The following is a 20,690-nucleotide window of genomic DNA, read 5'->3' as shown; positions in this document are numbered from 1 at the left end:
GACCGCCATGGCAATGCGAAGTGCCCCCCCCTTCTTGCGAAACCACCGCTGCGGGAGGACGACGCTGTGTATTACGCCTTCTGGCCAACCCACGCAACCACACCGGCCAGGGCCGCTGCCAGGTTGGTCGGATCGGTGCCACCGGCCTGCGCCATGTCCGGACGTCCGCCGCCCTTGCCGCCTACCTGCTGCGCCACAAAATTGACCAGCTCGCCCGCCTTGACCTTGCCCGTCGCATCAGCCGTTACACCGGCAATCAGGCTGACCTTGCCGTCAATGACGCTGGCCAGCACGATGGCGGCTGTCTTCAGCTTGTCCTTGAGCTTGTCCATGGTTTCGCGCAAGCGCGCCACGTCGGCGCCGTCGAGCGTGGCGGCCAGCACCATGATGCCGTTCACGTCCACCGCCTGCGTCACCAGTTCGTCGCCCTGCCCCGCAGCCAGCTTGGACTTGAGCGCCGCCAGTTCCTTTTCGAGCGACTTGACCTGGTCTTGCACCTGGGCGATGCGGTTGCCCAGTTCCTCGGGATTGGTCTTGAGCGCGCCCGCGGCTTCATTCAGGCGCCGGTTCAGCGACTGCACCAGCGCCAGCGCGCCCTCGCCCGTCACCGCTTCCACGCGGCGAATGCCGGCGGCAACGCCGCCTTCGCCGATGATCTTGAACAGGCCGATGTCGCCGGTGCGGGTCACGTGCACGCCGCCGCACAGCTCTTTGGACGAGCCAATGTCGAGCACGCGCACTTGGTCGCCGTATTTTTCGCCGAACAGCGCCATGGCGCCATGCTTGACGGCGTCGTCAAAGGACATATTGTGCGACTTCGTTGCGTGGTTCTGCAAGATCTCGCGGTTGACGATGGCTTCGACCTGAATGATCTGGTCGGCCGTGAGCGGCGCATTGTGCGAGAAGTCGAAACGGGTCTTGTCCGGGTCGACCAGCGAGCCTTTCTGGGCCACGTGCGCGCCGAGCACTTCGCGCAGGGCCTTGTGCATCAGGTGCGTGGCCGAGTGGTTGCGGATGGTGCGCGCGCGCTTGGCTTCATCGACGTTGGCGTCAACCGTGTCGCCCACTTTCAGGGAACCGGAACGCAGTACGCCATGGTGGCCATACACGTCCGCCTGCACCTTGAGCGTGTCTTCGACCTCGAACTGGCCGCCAGCAGCGGTGAGCACTCCCTGGTCGCCCACCTGCCCGCCCGACTCGGCATAAAACGGCGTGGTGTCGAGAACCACCATGCCGGCCTGGCCCACCTTGAGTTCCTGCACCGAGACGCCGTCGGCGTACAGCGCAACGACCGTGCTGCCGTGGACCAGCTTGTCGTAGCCGACGAACTTGTTTTTTTCGCCGCTGTACTCAACCTTGGCGATCGACTTGAACTTGCCGGCCGCGCGTGCCGTCTTCTGGTCTTCTTCCATGGCTTGCTTGAAGCCTGCTTCGTCCAGCGTGATGCCGCGTTCGCGGCAAATGTCGGCGGTCAGGTCAAGCGGAAAACCGTAGGTGCTGTACAGCGTGAAGGCGGTCACGCCATCGAGGTTCTTGCTGTCCTTGGCCAGCTGCGCTTCGAGGATCTTCATGCCGTTTTCCAGCGTTTCGCCGAAACGCTCTTCTTCGGTCTTGAGCACCTGGGCGACACGCTCTTTGGCTTCGGCCAGTTCGGGATAGGCGGCGCCCATTTCGACCGTCAGGTCCTCGACCAGCTTGTAGAAGAACGGCTTGGTCTGGCCCAGCTTGTGGCCGTGGCGCAGCGCGCGGCGGATGATGCGGCGCAGGACATAGCCATGGCTTTCCGGCGCGGGAATGATGCCGTCGACGATCATGAAGGAAGCGGCGCGGATGTGGTCGGCGATCACCCGCAACGACTTGTTTTCAAGATCCAGCGCGCCGGTCTCGCGCGCGGCGGCGCGGATCAGGGCCTGGAACAGGTCGATCTCGTAGTTGGAATGCACGTGCTGCAGCACGGCGGCCAGGCGCTCGAGACCCATGCCGGTATCGACGCACGGCTTGGGCAGCTTGTGCATCACGCCCGCGTCGTCGCGGTTGAACTGCATGAACACCAGGTTCCAGATCTCGATGAAGCGGTCGCCGTCTTCGTCGGGCGAGCCTGGCGGGCCGCCGGGAATGTCGGCGCCGTGGTCGTAGAACACTTCGGTGCACGGGCCGCACGGGCCGGTGTCGGCCATGGCCCAGAAGTTGTCGGACGCGTAGCGCGCGCCCTTGTTGTCGCCGATGCGGATGATGCGCTCGGCCGGCACGCCAATCTCGTTGGCCCAGATGTTGTAGGCTTCGTCGTCTTCCATGTAGACGGTAACGGTCAGCTTGTTGGCAGGCAGACCGTAGACCTTGGTCAGCAGCTCCCACGCATAGTTGATGGCGTCGCGCTTGAAGTAGTCGCCGAAGCTGAAGTTACCCAGCATTTCGAAAAAGGTATGGTGGCGCGCCGTGTAGCCGACGTTTTCCAGGTCATTGTGCTTGCCGCCGGCGCGCACGCAGCGCTGCACCGAGGTGGCGCGCGTGTACGGGCGGCTGTCGGTGCCGGTAAATACATCCTTGAACTGGACCATGCCGCTGTTCGTCAACAACAGGGTCGGATCGTTACCCGGCACCAGCGAGCTGGAGCGAACAATCGCATGGCCCTTCGATTCGAAGAATTTCAGGAATTTGTCGCGGATTTCAGATGATTTCATGTTGTATGGGCGAGTGAGAGCAGCATGCTATAAAAAGACGATTATAGCGCAGTCCCCTGGCCGGCCAGCGGCCACCCCGCAGTGCGGCCGGGCGTTCAGCGCGGTCCGGCGGGTCCGATCAGGTCGATCCTGTCAGTACACATCGCGTCGACTCCCCACTCGACTAGCTCGCGCGCACGCCCCGGATCGTTCACGGTATAACAAAACAGCCCCAGGCCGGCCGCCTTGATCTGGCGTGCCAGGGAAGGCGTCAGGTTTTTTTGATTCGTATGGATCGCAACCGCGTCCAGCGCTATCGCCTGCTCGCGCCAATCGGCAGGCACCACGTCGAGCAGCAGCGCACGCGGCACATCGGGCGCGGCTTGCCGGGCCGCCGCCAGCGCCACCACACTGAACGACGACAGCAGCGGCACCACGGGATCGTCGCGGGCGATCTCGAGCCCGAACATGGCGCGCGTGAGGGCGGCCACCACCCGGCCTGTTTCAGCCTCGAACCCCGGCGCCGGCTTGATCTCGATATTCATCCAGATCCCATGCGCCTGGCAAAACGCCACGAACTGCGTAAACAGCGGCACCGGCTCGCCCTTGAACTGCGCGCCAAACCAGCTGCCCGCATCCATCGCCACCAGCTCGGCGGCGTCATAGTCGAACACATTGCCCGACCCGGCAATCGTGCGCCCCAGATAAGGATCGTGCATCACCACGGGCACGCCATCGCGCGCCAGCATGACGTCAAACTCCACGGCGTGAAAGCCATGGTCGAGCCCGCACTGCAGGGCTGCGATGGTGTTTTCAGGCGCCAGCTTGCCGCCGCCCCGATGGGCAAGAAATGTTGGGTAGGTCCACATGCCGCCACATTAGCATCATTGGCGCGCCGCCGTCTTGAAGCGGCGCCGGTATTCGGCCGGCGAGTGCCCCACCAGGCGCTTGAACAGCGTGCCGAAGGTGGCCACGTCGCCGTAGCCCACCTTTGCCGTCACTTGCGCCACGCTCTGGCTGGTCGACTCCAGCAGCAGCTTGGCCTTGCCGATGCGCGCCTGCTGCAGATGGGCCAGCGGCGAGATGCCGGCATCGTCCTTGAAGCGGCGCAGCAGCGTGCGCGCGCTGACATGGAAGACTTGTGCGAGCGCCTTCAGGTCGTAGGGTTCGGCCACGCGCTCTTCGAGCCACCCGGCGACCTGCGCACCAAAAGTGCCGGACGGACGGGCCAGCATGCGGCTGTCGATGTACGGCGCCTGGCTGGCGCGCCGGTCGTCGAGCAAGGCCATCCTGGCCACCGCGCGCCGCACTTTGGGACTGGCGGCCTTGCCGATCAGGTGCATGGCCAGATCGAAGGTGGCGCTGAACGAACCGGTGGTGGTCACGCCGCCGTCCTCGACCAGCAAGGCGCCGGCGTCGACGTCGGCTTCGGGAAAACGCTGCGCCAGGTCCGCGGCGAACAGCCACGAGGTGGTGGCGCGGCGCGCGTTAAGCAAACCGGCCTCGCCGAGCAGGAAGGCGCCCACGCACACGGCGGCCACCGGCGTGCCCTTGGCAAAAGCGCGCCTGACATAGGCCGTTTCCGGCGCCAGGCGGCGCAACGGCTGCAGGCAGCTGGCGCGGTCGCTCAGTTCCATGCCGGGGATAACCAGCAGGTCGGGACGCGCGCGCGGCGCGCGCCGGGTACCGATGCGCAGGCCGCCGGCGGCCGTGGCGTCGGCGCCCGTCAGGCTGATCACCGTCACCTCGAACAGCGGGGCCGAGGCCGCGCCCTCCAGCGCCTGCGCCACCCGGTTGGCCACCAGCAGCGTGTCGCACAGGCCGAAGATCTCCATGCCCATGCAGCCGTCGTAGGCAAGTACTGCTATGCGCGTCGTTTTCATGCTGGCGATAATGCCATATTTTTTAGCGATATCGCCACTTTTTTATTTGGCGCCTCGAGCCCAGAATGAACTTCTGATCAACCAAGGAGAACCATGATGCGCCTCTCAATCATTCTGTTTGACGGTTTTACCGCCCTCGACGTCGTCGGCGGCTACGACGTGCTGGCCAACCTGCCCGGCATGGAAGTCGAATTCGTCGCGGCCAAGTGCGGCCTAGTGGCCGTCGATACCGGCTGGCTGGGCATGCAGGCGTGCAAAACGTTCGACCAACTGGAAGCGACCGACATCCTGTATGTTCCGGGCGGCCCGGGCGTGGAGGCGGCACTGGCCGATGATGCCCTGCTCGCGTGCGTGCGGCGCATATCGGCATCCTGCGCCTGGACCGTGAGCGTTTGCAACGGCGCCGAAATCCTCGGCGCGGCCGGCCTGCTGGAAGGCAAACAGGTGACTACCAACTGGTTTGCGCGCGACAAGGTGGCGGCGTACGGCGCGCGCGTAGTCAAGCAGCGCTATGTACGCGACGGCCAGTTGGTGACCGGTGCGGGCGTCTCGAGCAGCATCGACACCGGCCTGTTCCTGGCAGGCTTGCTGGCCGGCGAAGAAGTGGCCAAAACCATCCAGCTTGGCATTGAATACTATCCGGATCCGCCCTTTGGCAACGGCACGCCGGACGAACAGCCGGCCGCGCGCCAGCAAATGATCGCTGCGGCCGAACGCGGCGGCGTCAAACGCCTGGCGGCGCGCCGGATTCCCTTTCAAGGAGCGTGACCTTGCAGATCACCCAACTGCGCAACGCCACCATCATCATCCACAGCGGCGCCCACCACATCCTGGTCGATCCGATGCTTGGCGCAAAATACAGCTTGCCGCCACTGCGCGTCTTCGACGGCAAGCGCGAGCGCAATCCGATCCTCGACTTGCCCCCTGGCGCCGCCGGCGCGCTCGAGCAGGTGACGCACTGCCTGATCACCCACTGCCAGAAGGGACACTTCGACCATCTCGACTACGAAGGAAGGCGCTTTTTGCGCGAGCGCCGCATCCCGGTGACCTGTACCGCGCACGATGCCGGCTACCTTGCCAGGCGCGGCCTCGATGCGCAGCCGCTGGCGCCGGACAGCAGCACGCCCCAACCCTTCCTGAACGGGACCATTCAGACGGTCCGCTGCACCCACGGGCGCGGCTGGATTGGAGCGCTGATGGAACACGGGGTCGGTTACCTGATTGCGCTGCCCGGCGAGGGCACGCTGTACCTGGCCGGCGACACGATCCTCTCAAGCGCCGTGTGCCAAGCCGTCGAGCGCTACCAGCCGGACATCTGCGTGGTGCCGGCGGGCGGGGCGCGCATGGACCTGGGCGGCGAGATCATCATGGGTCCGGACGAGGTGATTGCATTTGCGAAAATGGCGCGCGGCACGGTAGTGGCCAACCACCTGGAAGCGCTCAGCCATTGCCCGCCCACGCGCGCGGCCCTGGCTGCGGCGGCGCAGGCGGTCGGCGTGGGCGCGCGCCTGCGCATTCCGGCCGACGGCGAGCGGCTCTCGTTCTGATCAAGCGCGCTGCAGGATCGACAGCGGCGAAGCCAGGTAAACGAACAGCGCGCTATTGAGCAGCACGGTGAACCAGAAGCGGCTTTTGAAGGATTGCTTGTTCGACTTGTGGCGCAGCAGCTTCTGGGCCACGACCGCGCCTGGCCAGCCACAGGCCAGGCCCAGCAACAACAGCGTATTTTCCGACGTGCGCCAGCGCCCCGCTTTGGCCGCCGACTTGTCGAGCGCGTACATCGCAAAGCACACCAGGCTCGCCACGAGGTACAGCGCGCCCACCAGCGGCGGCAACGCCCACAGGTGCACTGCGGCGGCGAAGATCACTGCAAAGATGACGAGGGCGAGAAGTCGCATAACGAATATTGATTATCGGAAACTTCGAGTTTCGGTGTTTAAGGAAATTAAGTCCAAGTATTTCCCGATGGAAAAATCCGAACAGCTTCCCCGGCGCAACGGTTTGAACCCGGGCGGCGAATATCCCGGGTATGTGCGTTTGCGAACGGATAACGTTGTCTTTCCAGCCTACTCTGCCGCATCGACGACGCGCTCATCACAGCAAGACGCGGATTTTTATTGCACACGGGGGAGCTCCACATGGCATTCGATTTAGGTAATTTACTGCAACAATATCTGGGCGGCGCTCACACCACCAACGCTGGCCGCGCATACGACGATTTCGACCAAGTCGCACAAAATGCACCGCGCGAGGCGATGGCCCAAGGCGTGACCGAGGCACTGCGATCGGACCAGACGCCGCCGTTCCCGCAAATGGTCAGCCAGCTGTTCGACAAGAGCGACTCCACGCAGCGCGCGGGCATGCTCAATCAACTGCTGCGCGGCATGGGTCCCGGCATCCTCAGTTCCATCGCCGGTGGTGCGCTGGGCAACCTGTTTCACGGTAACGAGGCGCCAGCGGCAATTACGCCGGCCCAGGCTGATGCAATGACGCCCGAGCAAGTCAAGGAATTGGCGGAACACGCCGAAAAAGCCAACCCCAGCATTGTTGACCGCATGGGCGCTTTTTACGCAGAAAATCCGACGCTGGTGAAAACCATCGGCGGCGCGGCACTTGCCATCGTTCTCGGCCGTATCGCCGAAGGCATGAAGAACTAAACTGCTTTTTCATCAAGCCAGTTTTACATCAAATCAGTTTTACACCAAGCCACTCTTACAACAACACACAAAGGCATATCATGGGCATCCTCAGCAATATCTTCCACAAAATCTTCCCTTCGTCGCATCCTGCCGTGCAGGCGCCAGCGCCAACGGCCACAGTCGGTCAGGCAGCACCGTCAGCCCCGTCGGCACCGCCGCCGGTAGCGGCAATTGACCAGGTAGATGTCGAGCAGATTCTGAACGGCATGCCGCAAGCATCGTCGCTGAACTGGAAGTCGTCAATCGTCGACCTGCTCAAGCTGCTCGACCTCGACAGCAGCCTGCAGTCGCGCAAGGAATTGGCCGCCGAACTGCACTACACCGGCGACACCAGTGACTCGGCTTCGATGAATATCTGGCTGCACCGCCAGGTCATGAACAAGCTGGCGGCCAACGGCGGCAAAGTGCCGGCCGACCTGAAGGACTAATTTCTAGTCAGGCATCCCGGCTTTGCCGGGCGTGCCGCATGAGAAACAGAAACGCGCAAAGGCTCCTTTGCGCGTTTTGCATTGGGGGCAGCGCTCGAACAGGCCAATGCCGCAATGGGGACAAAAGTCGAGCGCAGGGTCCTTCAGGTCAACCGGGCGTTCACACCCAGGGCACACCGACTTGGCCAGGCGGGTGTAGACCATGTCGTAATTGAGCGTTTCGCGGCGCTGCACTTCCGGCATCGCTTCGGCCGCCTTTTGGCGCGCCAGGTAGCGCTGCAGCGACAAGATGGCATAGCGCCCCGCCACCACCGTGAGCACGATGCCGGCAATATAGCGCACATAGCCGCCGTAGCTTGGCAGGTAGGGCACCAGCTCAACAAAAAACGCAAACAGCGCAAAGAAAATGAAACCCCAGACGAAAGGCCAGTAGGTGCTGCCGCGCTTTTTGGCGAACAGCCAGCCGGCACCCAACAGCAGGGGCAGCGTGAGCACCAGGCGATACAGGAAAACGCGCAGTTCCTTGAGCTGGTAGGCGCGCGCCAGCGCTTGCTGCGCGGGTTTGAGCGCTTCATCCATTTGAGCACTGGCGCGCTCGCCTGCCTGACGCGTGTCAAGCAATGCCTGGTCTTGCGTTTCGACCTCGGCCAGCGCGCTGCGTTCCACTGTCTTGACGGCCTCCAGGCCGCGCGTGCGGGCAATCAGGTCAGGATCTTGATCGGGGCGCATGGTGGCCTGGCGCGTGGCAATCCAGTTGCTGAAAGTTTCCTGTGCCAGGCGCGAGTTGGACTTGGCAACTTCCAGTTTCTGGGCAGCCTGTTCGCGCCGGGCGGTGACGGTTTCAGTACGTTTTTGTGCCAGCTCCATCGCTGCCGTGAGTTGCCGGTGCGTGGCCGGATCGAGAAATTGCTCAACTGTCAGCGGCTGTTCCACGTCCCACAGGTTTTCGACTACCTTGCCGCCCAGGCCGATGAGGAAGGCGGCGAAAGCGAATGCAACCAGCCACAGGCCGCGCTGCATCCATTTTTGGGTCAGTCGTAATCCTTTGCTCATGATGAACTCCTTGTAGTGAAGGCTGTATCATGGGCTTGCGCACGCGGGAACGCCAGTGGCGCGGCAAAAGCAGCACGGCGGTGTACAAGGAGGGGAGGATGGTGATACTGCGCCCCCGGTTGCGAGGGTGTTGCAGAAGGGGCGACAGTGCGGCGGAGCCACATCGTCTTCGCGCAGGCGGCGCAGCGACGTAACTCTGCTGCGCTTTCGCCCTTGTTTGCGACGGCCTCATGCCAGAGGCCGCGCAATGCATTGCAAGATCAGATTACACGAACAGCTTGTCGTAAGCCGCCAACAAGGTCTGGTGCATGGCGCTGCCCTGCATGTCGGGTCCCAGCGTCTCGAGCCCGAAGAAGCGCTCGCTGCGGTCGAGCAACGCCTCGGCCTGGCGTACCGTGTCGGCGCCGTACAGCATGACCATCGAGCGGCGGTAGTTATCCACATCGTCCACGTTCAGGATGCTCTCGATGCAGCGGTACACCAGGCGCCGCGCCGGGGCCAGGTCCTTGAAGTGGTGAATCCAGTCGCAGCCTTCCAGGATCCCGTCCTGGTCGCCCACCGCCAGCGACAGCAAAGTCTTCAGTTCGCCAACGCGCAACTGCTTCCACGGGGTGCCGAGGGGAATGGCCAAGCCCAGGATTTCCCACAGCGGCCGCTCATCGTTGACATTCATCGTCTGCAGCAATTCCAGCAGCTCGGCGCAGTCGTCTTCGGTGAGCTCGTTCAGGCGCACCAGCTTGGGACGGATGGCATTGCCGATGCTATTGTTTTCCCACTCCAGGTCTTCCACTGGATAAATTTCCGAGAACCCTGGCACCAGGATGCGGCAGCTGTAGGCGCCCTGCTCGCTGAAGTCGGCCACATAAATATCCTTGTCTTCGCCATGCAGGCAATCGACCAGCCAGTGGTAGTCTTCTTCCGTCGTGTTGCTAAAATTCCAGTCCACGAAGGGGAAATCAGGCTTGTCGCCCATGAAATTCCAGCTGATCACGCCGCTTGAATCGACGAAGTGAATCTCGAGGTTGGCGACGGCGTTGATTTCATTCATGTCGAAGCCAGGCTCGGGGAAGCCTTCCAGCGAGTCGAGGGCGCGGCCCTGCAACAGTTCGGTCATGGCGCGTTCCAGCGCGATCTCAAAACGGGGGTGCGCGCCGTAGCTCGAAAATACGCCCTGGTCTTTGGGGTGCACCAGCGTCACGTTCATCACCGGATACTTGCCGCCCAGCGAGGCATCCTTGACCAGGATGCCGAAACCGGCCTTGCGCAAGCCGGCGACACCGGCTTGGATATTCGGAAAGCGCGCAATCACGTCGTCCGGCACTTCGGGCAGGCACAAGCCTTCGCTGATGATGCGGTATTTGATCTGGCGCTCGAAAATTTCGGAAATCGCCTGGCTGCGCGCTTCCATCATCGTATTGCCCGCCGCCATGCCGTTGCTGACATACAGGTTGCCGATGATATTTACGGGGAACAGGGTTTCGGCGCCATCTCGCAAGCGTATGTATGGCAAGGCGCAAATACCCCGCTCGACGTTGCCGGAATTTAAGTCAACCAGCACTTCGGCATCGATCTCGCCGTCGGGATTGTAAAAAGCGTGCAATTCGGGATTGAGGATTTCCGCCGGCCACGCGCCGTCTTCGGCGCGCGGAAACCAGCGCTCTTGCGGATAGTGCACGAACGGACGGTTGGCGCGCGTTTCGCCCAGGTTGAAGTGGGTCCAGAAATAATGCGTGCCCAGGCGCTCGAAAAATTCGCCGTAGGCGCTGGCGCGCGCCGCCAGTTCGGTTGCGCCCTTGCCGTTTGAAAACAACATCGGACAATCGTTGTCCTTCATGTGGGTTGACCAGATGGCGTCCACTTCATGCAGCAGCGACGACTCGTTAAGCTTGAAACCGCGCGCGGCCAGCTTGGCCTGCATGATCTCGATGGTGGATTCAAGGGCGGCGTCTTTGCCTGGAATGAAGGTTTGCATGCGAATTTCTCGGTGAGATAGGACAGAGGGAAAGCGGACAAAAGGCGTACCGCATCATACAGCAAGGCCAAGGGCTGCTTGCGCTTTCGCTGCGCTGCGTCAGCAAAACGGCCATCCGGACGCGATCTCTCGACAGTGAGCCGAACTTTCCCGTTTTAATGCATCTCTAATTTTTAAGGTTTCCATTCAATTACTGTGGGTGAGTTCCATGCATGCAAAACCATCCCTTCTGCATACTGCGCCGCTGCAACTTTGGGGCGGTCTCGAGTGCACTGTCAACCGCGTGCAAGACGAGTACTTCAGCCAGATCGACCGCAACGGCCATGCGCAGCGCAGCTGCGACATCGAGCGTTTCGCCTCGCTCGGCATCCAGGCCATTCGTTATCCCGTGCTGTGGGAACGCACGGCGCCCAATGGCCTTGCCGCGGCCGACTGGAGCTGGCCGGACCAGCGCCTGCCGGCACTGCGCGCAGCCGGCATCGCCCCCATCGTCGGACTGGTGCACCACGGCAGCGGCCCGGCGCACACCAGCCTGGTGGACCCCGCATTCGCCAGCGGCCTGGCCGACTACGCCGGCGCCGTCGCGCAGCGCTATCCCTGGGTCACGCATTACACTCCCGTCAACGAACCGCTGACCACCGCCCGCTTTAGCGGCCTGTATGGGCTGTGGTATCCGCACGGGCGCAGCAACGCGCTGTTCCTGCGCGCCCTGCTGGTCCAGTGCAAGGCGATCGTGCTCTCCATGCAGGCCATCCGCAAGGTCAATCCGCACGCCATGCTGGTCCAGACCGACGACCTGGGCAAAACCTACAGCACGCACGAGCTGCGCGACGTAGCCGAGTTCTACAACGAGCGGCGCTGGCTGGCCTGGGATCTTCTATGCGGCATGGTCGGCCCCGACTATGGCCTGTGGCCGTATCTTACCGCCAGCGGCATCGCCCCGACCGAGATCCTCTGGTTCCGCGACAACCCGTGTCCGCCGGACATTATTGGCGTCAACTATTACGTGACTAGTGAGCGCTGGCTCGACCACCGCGCCGAGCGCTACCCCGAGCATTTTCGTGGCAGCGCCGACGGGCGCGCCTGCGCCGATATCGAAACCTCGCGCGCGCTGGCCACGCCGACGGCCGGCATCGGTCCCCTGCTCGACGAAATCTGGGACCGTTACCGCATCCCGCTGGCCGTCACTGAAGCGCATATCGACGCCAACCGCGAAGACCAGTTGCGCTGGCTGCTTGAAATCTGGGAAGCGGGCCAGCAGGCCAGGCGCAACGGCGTCGACGTGCTTGCCGTCACCGTATGGGCGCTGCTTGGTTCCTTCGACTGGAACAGCTTGGTGACCGCCGCCAAAGGCTATTACGAGCCGGGGCCGTTCGACGTGCGCTCCCCGCTGCCGCGCCCCACGGCACTGGCCGGGATGATGCGCGAACTGGCTTGCGGCCAGGCGCCGTCCCACCCTGTCTTGCGCGGCCAGGGCTGGTGGCGCCGCGCGGGCCGCTTCCTGTGCCCGCCGGTCGCCACCGCCGAAGCGCTGACCTCGATCTCGGCCGACGGCCACCTGACCGTCGGCACTGCCGTTGCGCCCATCCTGATCACCGGCGCCACAGGTACGCTGGGGCGCGCGTTCGCGCGTATCTGCCACAAGCGCAATCTGGCTTACCGTTTGCTCAGCCGTAAGGACATGGACATTGCCGACCAGGACTCGGTGGAGCAGGCGCTCGCCAAGTACCAGCCGTGGGCCATCATCAACGCCAGCGGCTACGTACGGGTGGACGACGCCGAACGCGACATCGAGCGCTGCTTCCGCGAAAACGTGCAGGGCCCGGCCGTGCTGGCGAGCGCCTGCGCCCGCCACGGGGTGCACCTGACCACGTTTTCCAGCGACCTGGTGTTTGACGGCCAACAACTGTCGCCCTATCACGAGGACGATACCGTCTCGCCGCTCAATATTTATGGGCACAGCAAGGCGGCGGCCGAACAGATCGTGCTGGACCAGCACGCGGGCGCGCTGGTCGTGCGCACCAGTTCCTTTTTCGGCCCCTGGGACAATTACAATTTCCTCACGCAAGTGCTCAACACCCTGGCGCGAGGCGCGCCTTACACGGCCGCGAGCGACCTGACGGTGTCGCCCACCTACGTCCCCGATCTCGTGCACGCCTGCCTCGATTTGATTATCGACCGCGAGGCTGGCGTCTGGCACCTGACCAACGGCACCGCGCTGACCTGGGTCGAGCTGGCCGGCAAGGCTGCGTTGCTGGCGGACATAGACACCAGCCGGCTTGAAGAACGGCGCGCCGCCGACTTTCACTTTCAGGCGCGGCGGCCGTACTACAGCGCGCTGGGCAGCAAACGCGGCATCCTGCTGCCCCCGCTCGACAACGCCATCGCGCGCTTCATCGACCTGCGTGCCGCACCCGAGGAAGTCGCGGAGTTGCTACATACTGCCGAGACGCGGCAGGGGGCCGGGACTGCGCAGCGGCAAGTGGGATAGCAGCGCGCCGGGCTGTCGCAAAAGGTGTAACGCTCAAGAATACGACGGCGCTGCCTGGTGTGAGCGTGCTGCAGCGAGGAACGTAGGTCGGATAAGCGTTAGGCCTGGCTGCGCCTTGCACTTCCACCCATCTCGAAGCGCATGCATTCCCTGCGGACTGCGCCTTTTCCTGCTCCACTACCGACGTGTTACAGGTGCGATCAAGATGTTATTTTATACAACATTACGGGCTATACTACGTTTTCACTACGCCCAAGGAAACCCATGCGCCGCGCTCTCGCGTTTGTCCTCGCCATCCTGTTCTGCCTTCCCGCATCGGCAACCGGGCCTGGCGAGCGCGTCCAGTTCGCCTTCCACAGCCACTTTCTGCTCAACCTGCATCACTTTTTATTCGATAACGCCACCCTCGGCAAATTTGGTCCCCGGGCCGAATGGCAAGCCGTCACCGATCCATTCGAGCGCGCCGGTCTCGAACAAGCAGCCGCCTACTACCGCAACACCTACGCGCGCAGCGATGTTTTCGATCCTGACATGGACCGGGTCAAGCTGGCCTTGAGCCGCGCTCCCGACGCGCAGCGCAGCGTGGCCGGCCTGGCCCTGCCGCCGGCCCTGGCAGGCGCCCTCGAGCGCGCCGCCCCGCTCTACGCACGCACCATCTGGCCCATCCACGACAGCGCCAACCGGCGCTGGATCCGGCAAGCACGCGCCCTCGACGCCGTTTTCGGGCAACAGTTAAAAACTGGCATCGAAGGCCACCTCCATCGCACATTTCCCGCCAGTCCCGCGCGGGTGGACGTCGTCTTCCACACGGGCGAGCACAGCGGCGCCTACACATCCGACGACGACCCCATGCAAACTATCATGCCCAGCGCGCGCACCGACTACCAGGGCCTGGCGGCGCTCGAAATGCTGTACCACGAGGGGGCGCACATGCGCGTGAACGGGGCCGTGATCGACGCCATCAACGCCAGCCTGGCGGCGGCCGGGCGAGCGCCAAACCGAGCTCTCTGGCACGCCGTGCACTGCTACACGGTGGGCGAAACGGTCAAGTCCGTCCTCAAGGCGCGCGGGGTCGACTACACTCCTTACGCCGACCAGGCCGGCATCTACCAACGCGGCTCATTCAAGACCAGCGCGCCTTTGCTGGCCATCTGGCGACGGCACATGACGCGCGAGATCAGCTTTCAGGACGCGATCGACGGCATGACGGCCGCCCTGCCCCCGCCGTAACGGACAGTACTATAGCCCGTGCTATAAAATGCCGGCGACACCAACCGCAGACCAGGACCGTCCGTGCAAGAGCAACATGCCTTCCCCTTTTTAAGGGAAATCCTCCTGTTTCTGACGCTGGCAGGCATCCTGATTCCCACGCTGGCGCGCCTGCGCATCAACCAGGTGCTGGGATTTTTGGCGGTGGGCGCCGCGTTCGGGCCCTTTGGCCTGGGCTTGTTCGCGGCCGACATCAGCTGGCTCGGCTACCTGACGTTCCCGCGCGCCGAAGGCGTGGTCGCCCTGGCAGAACTGGGCGTCATGTTCTTGATGTTCATGATCGGCCTCGAACTGTCGGCTGCGCGCCTGTGGTCCTTGCGGCGTTGGGTGTTCGGCGCCGGCACCGCGCAGGTGCTGGTCAGCGCCCTGCTGCTGGGCGCGATCACCTGGTTCATGGTCGGGCGCGTGGACACCGCCGTCATCGTCGGCCTGGTGCTCTCGCTTTCTTCCACCGCCGTCGTCATGCAACTGATGACGGCGCAGCACAGCACCAGTACCCCACTCGGCCAGGCCAGCTTTTCCGTGCTGATGCTGCAAGACCTGGCCGTGGTCCCGCTCCTGATCCTGATCGGCGCGTTGGGCGGCGGCGGCGGCGCCAGCCTGGGCACGCTCATTGCCATCGCCATGGGCAAGGCGGCGCTGGCCATCGCCCTGATCTACCTGGTGGGCGCTCGCGTGGTCCATCCGCTGTTTCGCGCCTTTGCCCGCCACCGCCAGCCCGACGTCTTCATGGCGCTGATCCTCCTGACCACGCTGGGCATCGCGGGCCTGTCGGCCGCCGCCGGCCTGTCGATGGCGCTGGGCGCACTGATCGCCGGCGTGCTGCTGGCCGAAACGGAGTTCAAGCACGAAGTCGAGCTGATGGTCGAGCCTTTCAAGGGGCTGTTGATGGGCCTTTTCTTCATGACCGTCGGGATGGGCATGGACGTGCGCCAGATCGCCGCCGCACCGCTGTGGCTCGCCGCCACCGTGTTTGGCCTGATCGGCATCAAGGCGTGCGTGGTCGCACTGCTGTTCAAGCTGGGCGGCCTGCCCTGGGGCCGCGCGATCGAAGGCGGCCTGCTGCTTGGCCAAGGTGGCGAGTTCGCCTTTATCGTGATCGGCTACGCCACCGCCGGCAAATTGATCGACCCGGCACTGGGACAGATGATCATGCTGGCCGTGGGCCTGTCCCTGTTCGTCACGCCGCCGCTGGCGCGGCTCGGACGCGCGCTCGCCGAGCGCTGGGAGACCAGCGAACAGCACGCGGCCGCGCTGCTCGACCATGCGCAGCTCGACTCGGCCCGCGGCCACATCATCATCGCCGGTTTTGGACGGGTCGGCCGCCAGCTGGCCAAGCTGCTGACCGAACAGGGCATCGCCTTTGTCGCTTTTGAAAACGATGCGCGCCTGGTGGCCCGGCTGCGCGCCGAAGGCCTGCCCGTCTTTTTCGGCGACGCCTCGCGCGCCGAACTGCTGCGCCGGGTGGACGCCGGCAGTGCCACCGCCATCGTGCTGACGATGGATCACGCCGCGTCGGCCTTGCACGCGGTGCGCGGCATCCGGCGCGAGTTTCCCGAAGTGCGCCTGTACGCGCGCTCGCGCGACGAGAAGCACGCCTGCGCGCTCAAGCAGGCCGGCGCCACCATCGTGGTGCCCGAAACGCTGGAAGCGAGCCTGCAGCTGTCAGCCTTCGTGCTCGAGGCAACGGGTCTGAACGCGGCGCGCGTGGACGTCATCGTCGATGCCGAGCGCGACCTATTTCTGGCGCGCCTGGCGCGCGAAAGTCACCGCCCCCAGTGATATTATGAAGCCATGAGATCGATCGCGACAACCATGTTGCTGGCGTGTGGCCTGCTCTTCGGATCAGCGGCGCGCGCGGAAGTCGTCAACGTCTACACCAGCGCCAATTTTGCGCCCCTGATGCTGGGCGACGGGCGCGGCATCTATCCTGACCTGGTCAGTCACATGAACAGCCTTCACCTGGAGGGCTACACCTTCAGCTTGCGCTACCTGCCGCGTCGGCGGCTGCAGGTCAAGCTCGAGGAAGGCTCGCTCGACGGCATTGTGATTGGCATGATGCCCGAATGGCTGGCCGACCCCGCGCAGGAAAAATACCTGTGGACGGCGCCCTTTGCAACCGACCGCTTCGTCCTGGTGTCGCTTGATTCCCGGCCGCCTGCTTCCCGGCCGCTAGCCCCGCTGGTGCCGCGGACGGCCCCGACGCAGTGCAAGCCAGGCGCGTTCGCCGGCGCCAGCGTGGGCGTCACCACCGGCTACGTCTACCCTGGCCTGGACGACTGGTTCGCCTCCGCGCACCTGCAGCGCAGGGACGGCGCCAGCGACGAGAAGAACATTGAAAAACTGCTGCTCGAGCGGGTCGACTGCGTCATCGTCGCCGAATCGATGGCGCGCTACTTCATGCGCACCCATAAGCTGAACGCGCGCCTGCGCATCGTCCCGATGCCCGGCCCCGGCACCGAGCGCCGCTTCCTGGTGCAGCACCGCGACGAGCGCCTGTATGAAGTGTTGGCGCCCGCCGTGCGGCGCCTCAGGGGAGACGCCGCGTGGCGCCGCGCCAGCGTGGCCTACGAATAGAACTGCGCGCAGGTGCAAGTACGGTCCCAGTACGTTGCAAGTACGCTGCAAGTAACTGCAAACAAGCTAGTCAAGCACGCGCCGAGCTGCCTCGCAGCCCCACCACGCCGCTTCCTCGAAAACAGAAAACCCGGTCAGATCGGCATGCGCGAAAACAATCGCGCCGTCCGCCTCGCGCAAAGCCTTCAGCCCCGCATTACTGCGAAAATGCGGCAACGGCGCCGCCATCGCGTGGCCGCGCAGGGTAATGTCGACCCGCTCCACGCACGGCGCGAACTTGATGCCGTACGCGGCCTTCAGGTCGGCGCTGGCCAGCGCCACCAGGTCGCGCGCGCTCGCTTCCTGCATCCACTTGCGCGCTTCCAGCGCGCTGCGGTCCGACAGCGCGACGTAGGCGCTGAACACGGTTTTTGAAGGCGGCGCGGCGCGAATGTCCTGATGCGTCGAGACCACGTAGCCCAGCCCCGGCTCCTGGTAGACGACGTTGTCCCATGACAGCGGGGCCGCCGGCAGTTCGGCCGGAAAAGCCTTCATCAAGAAATTCGCCACCAGCCACGGCGCGTAGGTCGGCATGTGCCGCTTGGCGTCAAAGCCCAGGGCGCCGATGTTCTCGACCACGCGCGCGGCCACGTGCAGCGGCATTGCGCAAATCGCCTTGCGCGCGCGGACCAGATACGACTTCGCCACGCCGCCGTCCAGCGTAAAGCACAGCGCCTCCACGCCGCTTGCGGTGCGCTTGAGCGAAGCTGCGGTGCCGGCGCGGCGCGCAATGCTTGACGCGGCGGCCAGTTGCTCGGCCAGCGGCTGCATCCCGCCCGGCCAGGTCAGCCACGCGCCGCTGCCCGCGTTGGCGGCCTGCCCGCGCCGGCTGCAAAAATAATGCAGGCCGGCCCACGCCGAGACCTTGTCGTAGCGGGTGCCGTAGTCGTCGCGGCAGCAGTAATTGAGGTACCAGTGCAGCGTGGGCGAGCGGTAGCCATTTTGCTCCAGCCAGGCGCGCAGCGTGATCCGGTCCAGTGCATCGATCGCCGGATGGCTGGCTGAACGCACCGCAGGGAAGGCAAACACATGGCCGCCACCGGCGCCGCGCAACTGGCGCAGCCGTTCCAGTTCCGCGAAAAAACGCGCGTGCTCGGCCAGTTCGTGCGGCGCCACGCCCGCGCTGGGAATGATCCCTTCCTGCCACGCGCCCTTGTACAGCAGCCGCTCCTCGGGGCCGTGCAGCAGCAGGCGTTCGTCGTAGTGGGGCTTTTCAGCCAGGGCGTCGCCGGTGATGATGCCAAGGTCGGACAGCATCTCGCGCACGTACGCCATCTCGGGCGAAGGCAGCGGCAGGTAATGCGCGCCGGTGGGGTACGCCAGGTCGCCAAAGCGGGCGCCGGCGGCGTTCCCGAACGGTTGCGGGCCGTCGATCATCAGCGCGCCTGCGTGGCCCAGTTTGTTCAGCTGCCAGGCGGCGGCCAGGCCCGCCATGCCGGAGCCAAGGATGACGACGTCAAGGTCGACCACCTCGGTTGGTGCCGGCAGCGCGCAGCGCTCGCGCAGGAAGTGGCCCTCGGCGCGGCCCGGATAGTGCAGCGTGGGCGTGATCTCCTGCCAGCGGTAAAAGCCGGCGCCGGTCACGGCAGCCGCGCCCGCGCCGCCCGCCAGCGCGATAAACGAACGCCGGTCCATCAGCGGATCACCTGGCGCCAGTCGTTCTCGAACTGGTGCACCAGGGACTGCGTGTTCAGGCGGTTGGGCTCGAGCGCGCGCGGCTGCATGTCGGGCGGGAAGGCAAACATTTCGCGCGTAGTCGCTTGGTTCAAAAAGCGCATCGGCAGCCGGTAGCTTGTAGGCGGCGCGTATTGCCGCTGGGGCGAGGCCAGGATGAAGCCCCACTCGCCAAACGACGGCACGTAGGCGTGGTAAGGCCAGGTATGCATGCCCACTTCGCGCAGCGTGGCGTCGATGGTCCAGTAAGCGTTGGGCGCGAAAAACGGCGACGTCGACTGCACCACCACCAGGCCGTTGGCGGCCACGTGCTTTTTAAGGATGCCATAGAACGGCACCGAATACAGCTTGCCGAGCGCGAAACTGGACGGGTCGGGAAAGTCGACGATGGCCGCGTCGAACATCTGGTCCGTGTTCTGCAGCCAGATCGCCGCGTCCGCATTGATCACCGTCACGCGCTTGTCGGCGAACGAACCCGCGTTCAGCTTGACCAGTTCGGCCCGCGTGGTAAAGGCGGCGGTCATGGCCGGGTCCAGGTCGACCAGGGTGACGTGCGTGATGTTCGGGTAGCGCAAAATCTCGCGCAAGGCCAGGCCGTCGCCGCCGCCCAGCACCAGCACCCGGCGCGCCCACGGCAGCGCTTCAAGCGCGGGATGCACCAGCGCCTCGTGGTAGCGGTATTCGTCGCGCGAGGAAAACTGCAGGTTGCCATTGATGAAAAGGCGCGTGTCGTCCTTCCATTTGGTGATCACCAGGCGCTGGTACGGGGTCGTGGTGGAATACACTACCTGGTCGCCGTACAGGCCATGCTCGCCCCACTGCACCATGCGATCCGAGGCCACAAAGCCGGCCACCAGCGCGGCCATCACGGCGCATGCGCGCAGCACGCGCGCGCCGGTGTCGGCCAGTTCATGGCGAAAGGCGTACAGCGTCCACATGGCCACGCCCACGTTGAGCATCCCGAACAGGAAACCGGTACGCACCAGTCCGAGCTGGGGCGCGAGCACCAGCGGGAACAGCAGCGACACCGCCAGCGCGCCCAGATAGTCGAACGTCAGCACGCGGCTGACCAGGTCATTAAAGGCAGTGTCGCGCGCGTTCAGGGCGCGCATCACGAGCGGCACTTCCATGCCCACCAAAGCGCCGATCATGAACACCAGTACGTAGAGCAGCGTGCGAAACGGCGCCGTGGCCCAGGCAAAGGTCATGAACAACAGCGCCGCCGACACGCCGCCCACCAGGCCGACCGCCAGTTCAATGTCGATGAAGCGCGCCAGTACGTCTTGCTCGCGCACGTATTTGGAGAAATGCGCGCCGACGCCCATGGCGAACAGGTAGCAGCCGATGATGGTGGAAAATTGCAGGATCGAGTCGCCCAGCAGATAGCTCGACAGCGCCCCGGCGATCAGCTCGTACGCCAGCCCGCACGAGGCGACCACGAACACGGAAAGAATGAGAATTCGTTTGGTCATCGATGGTCTTTTGCTCTAAGATTCCGTGGTGCTATCATTTTGTCTATTCTACTTGGGGAGTGCCGCGTGCCCGCCATCCTAAACTATCTGCTCCACCTCGCAACGGCAGTCGCCATGGTGATGGTGTTTTTTGTCATCTACACGCGCTTAACGCCCTACGACGAAGTCATGCTGATCCGCGGCGGCAACCACGCGGCGGCCCTGTCGCTGGGCGGCACGCTGATCGGCTTTGCCTTGCCGATTTCGTCGGCCCTGCTGCACACGCCTGACTACTACAATTTTCTTGGCTGGGCCGGCGGCGCCATGCTGATCCAGGTGCTGGTGTTCCATGTCACCACGCGCCTGCTCAAGATGTCGAAAGACCAGATCGAGGCCGACAACGCGGCCTTCGGCGGCCTGCTCGGCGCCATCTCGGTGTCGATCGGCTTGATCAACGCCGGCTCCATTTCCTGACGCAGTTTTCACATCCCCCC

Annotated in this window: 17 protein-coding genes; 9 read left to right on the top strand and 8 right to left on the bottom strand. The window is 64.3% G+C overall.

All coding sequences use genetic code 11. The features are described from left to right. Nucleotides 1–71: 71 nt before the first annotated feature. The 3 genes from alaS to ACP7BV_RS00515 form a co-directional block, all read right to left on the bottom strand. Complete coding sequence (gene alaS / locus ACP7BV_RS00525) at nucleotides 72–2,681, bottom strand: alanine--tRNA ligase (protein WP_426100406.1); 2,610 nt, start codon at nucleotides 2,679–2,681, stop codon at nucleotides 72–74. Nucleotides 2,682–2,776: 95 nt separating this feature from the next. Continuing rightward, nucleotides 2,777–3,529 carry a glycerophosphodiester phosphodiesterase gene (ugpQ, locus tag ACP7BV_RS00520; RefSeq protein ID WP_426100404.1) on the bottom strand — a complete coding sequence of 251 codons (753 nt, stop codon included), beginning with the start codon at nucleotides 3,527–3,529 and terminating at the stop codon, nucleotides 2,777–2,779. Between the two features lie 15 nt (nucleotides 3,530–3,544). Continuing rightward, nucleotides 3,545–4,543 (bottom strand): GlxA family transcriptional regulator, encoded by a 999-nt coding sequence (locus ACP7BV_RS00515; RefSeq protein ID WP_426100402.1) that lies wholly within the window; start codon nucleotides 4,541–4,543, stop codon nucleotides 3,545–3,547. 93 nt (nucleotides 4,544–4,636) lie between these two features. Between ACP7BV_RS00515 and ACP7BV_RS00510 the strand changes: the two genes are divergently transcribed. Both ACP7BV_RS00510 and ACP7BV_RS00505 read left to right on the top strand, forming a co-directional pair. Continuing rightward, nucleotides 4,637–5,311 carry a DJ-1/PfpI family protein gene (locus ACP7BV_RS00510; RefSeq protein ID WP_426100400.1) on the top strand — a complete coding sequence of 225 codons (675 nt, stop codon included), beginning with the start codon at nucleotides 4,637–4,639 and terminating at the stop codon, nucleotides 5,309–5,311. Beyond that, on the top strand, nucleotides 5,308–6,090 hold the full coding sequence (locus ACP7BV_RS00505) for an MBL fold metallo-hydrolase (protein ID WP_426100398.1): 783 nt from the start codon (nucleotides 5,308–5,310) through the stop codon (nucleotides 6,088–6,090). The genes ACP7BV_RS00510 and ACP7BV_RS00505 overlap by 4 nt, the downstream gene beginning before the upstream one ends. On the opposite strand, the gene ACP7BV_RS00500 is transcribed toward ACP7BV_RS00505, so the two are convergent. Beyond that, entirely contained in the window at nucleotides 6,091–6,441 is a 351-nt protein-coding gene (locus ACP7BV_RS00500; RefSeq protein ID WP_426100396.1) for a DUF1294 domain-containing protein, read from the bottom strand. It lies immediately after the preceding gene. A gap of 240 nt (nucleotides 6,442–6,681) precedes the next feature. On the opposite strand from ACP7BV_RS00500, the gene ACP7BV_RS00495 reads away from it, so the two are divergent. Then, the gene (locus ACP7BV_RS00495; RefSeq protein ID WP_426100394.1) at nucleotides 6,682–7,200 is read left to right on the top strand and encodes a hypothetical protein; all 519 of its coding nucleotides are present in this window, start codon (nucleotides 6,682–6,684) and stop codon (nucleotides 7,198–7,200) included. A gap of 80 nt (nucleotides 7,201–7,280) precedes the next feature. Further along, nucleotides 7,281–7,670: a DUF3597 domain-containing protein gene (locus ACP7BV_RS00490; protein WP_426100392.1), complete on the top strand. Its 390-nt coding sequence runs from the start codon at nucleotides 7,281–7,283 to the stop codon at nucleotides 7,668–7,670. Nucleotides 7,671–7,673: 3 nt separating this feature from the next. Here the strand turns inward: ACP7BV_RS00490 and ACP7BV_RS00485 are convergent, their stop codons facing one another. Both ACP7BV_RS00485 and ycaO read right to left on the bottom strand, forming a co-directional pair. Then, on the bottom strand, nucleotides 7,674–8,723 hold the full coding sequence (locus ACP7BV_RS00485) for a serine endopeptidase (RefSeq protein ID WP_426100390.1): 1,050 nt from the start codon (nucleotides 8,721–8,723) through the stop codon (nucleotides 7,674–7,676). Between the two features lie 265 nt (nucleotides 8,724–8,988). Next, nucleotides 8,989–10,695: a 30S ribosomal protein S12 methylthiotransferase accessory factor YcaO gene (gene ycaO, locus ACP7BV_RS00480; protein ID WP_426100388.1), complete on the bottom strand. Its 1,707-nt coding sequence runs from the start codon at nucleotides 10,693–10,695 to the stop codon at nucleotides 8,989–8,991. Between the two features lie 208 nt (nucleotides 10,696–10,903). On the opposite strand from ycaO, the gene ACP7BV_RS00475 reads away from it, so the two are divergent. The 4 genes from ACP7BV_RS00475 (at nucleotide 10,904) to ACP7BV_RS00460 (ending at nucleotide 17,032) form a co-directional block, all read left to right on the top strand. Further along, a complete protein-coding gene (locus ACP7BV_RS00475) occupies nucleotides 10,904–13,186 on the top strand; it encodes a family 1 glycosylhydrolase (RefSeq protein WP_426100386.1) in 2,283 nt (760 codons plus the stop codon). Between the two features lie 264 nt (nucleotides 13,187–13,450). After that, a complete protein-coding gene (locus tag ACP7BV_RS00470) occupies nucleotides 13,451–14,416 on the top strand; it encodes a hypothetical protein (protein ID WP_426100384.1) in 966 nt (321 codons plus the stop codon). A 63-nt stretch (nucleotides 14,417–14,479) separates the two neighbouring features. Then, on the top strand, nucleotides 14,480–16,237 hold the full coding sequence (locus ACP7BV_RS00465) for a cation:proton antiporter (protein ID WP_426100382.1): 1,758 nt from the start codon (nucleotides 14,480–14,482) through the stop codon (nucleotides 16,235–16,237). 12 nt (nucleotides 16,238–16,249) lie between these two features. Next, nucleotides 16,250–17,032: a substrate-binding periplasmic protein gene (locus ACP7BV_RS00460; protein ID WP_426100380.1), complete on the top strand. Its 783-nt coding sequence runs from the start codon at nucleotides 16,250–16,252 to the stop codon at nucleotides 17,030–17,032. Nucleotides 17,033–17,098: 66 nt separating this feature from the next. On the opposite strand, the gene ACP7BV_RS00455 is transcribed toward ACP7BV_RS00460, so the two are convergent. Beyond that, nucleotides 17,099–18,706, bottom strand: a complete 1,608-nt coding sequence (locus ACP7BV_RS00455; RefSeq protein WP_426100378.1) for an NAD(P)-binding protein — start codon at nucleotides 18,704–18,706, stop codon at nucleotides 17,099–17,101. Then, nucleotides 18,706–20,217 (bottom strand): polyamine aminopropyltransferase, encoded by a 1,512-nt coding sequence (locus ACP7BV_RS00450; RefSeq protein ID WP_426100376.1) that lies wholly within the window; start codon nucleotides 20,215–20,217, stop codon nucleotides 18,706–18,708. The genes ACP7BV_RS00455 and ACP7BV_RS00450 overlap by 1 nt, the downstream gene beginning before the upstream one ends. A gap of 66 nt (nucleotides 20,218–20,283) precedes the next feature. Between ACP7BV_RS00450 and ACP7BV_RS00445 the strand changes: the two genes are divergently transcribed. Beyond that, a complete protein-coding gene (locus ACP7BV_RS00445) occupies nucleotides 20,284–20,670 on the top strand; it encodes a DUF350 domain-containing protein (protein ID WP_426100374.1) in 387 nt (128 codons plus the stop codon). Nucleotides 20,671–20,690 lie beyond the last annotated feature (20 nt).

The sequence above is a fragment of the Massilia sp. TSP1-1-2 genome, from assembly GCF_049896185.1.
In the GTDB taxonomy this organism is placed as follows: Bacteria; Pseudomonadota; Gammaproteobacteria; order Burkholderiales; family Burkholderiaceae_D; genus Telluria_A.
Note: the sequence above shows the minus strand (reverse complement) of the source record. Positions and strands in the feature narration are given on the sequence as shown.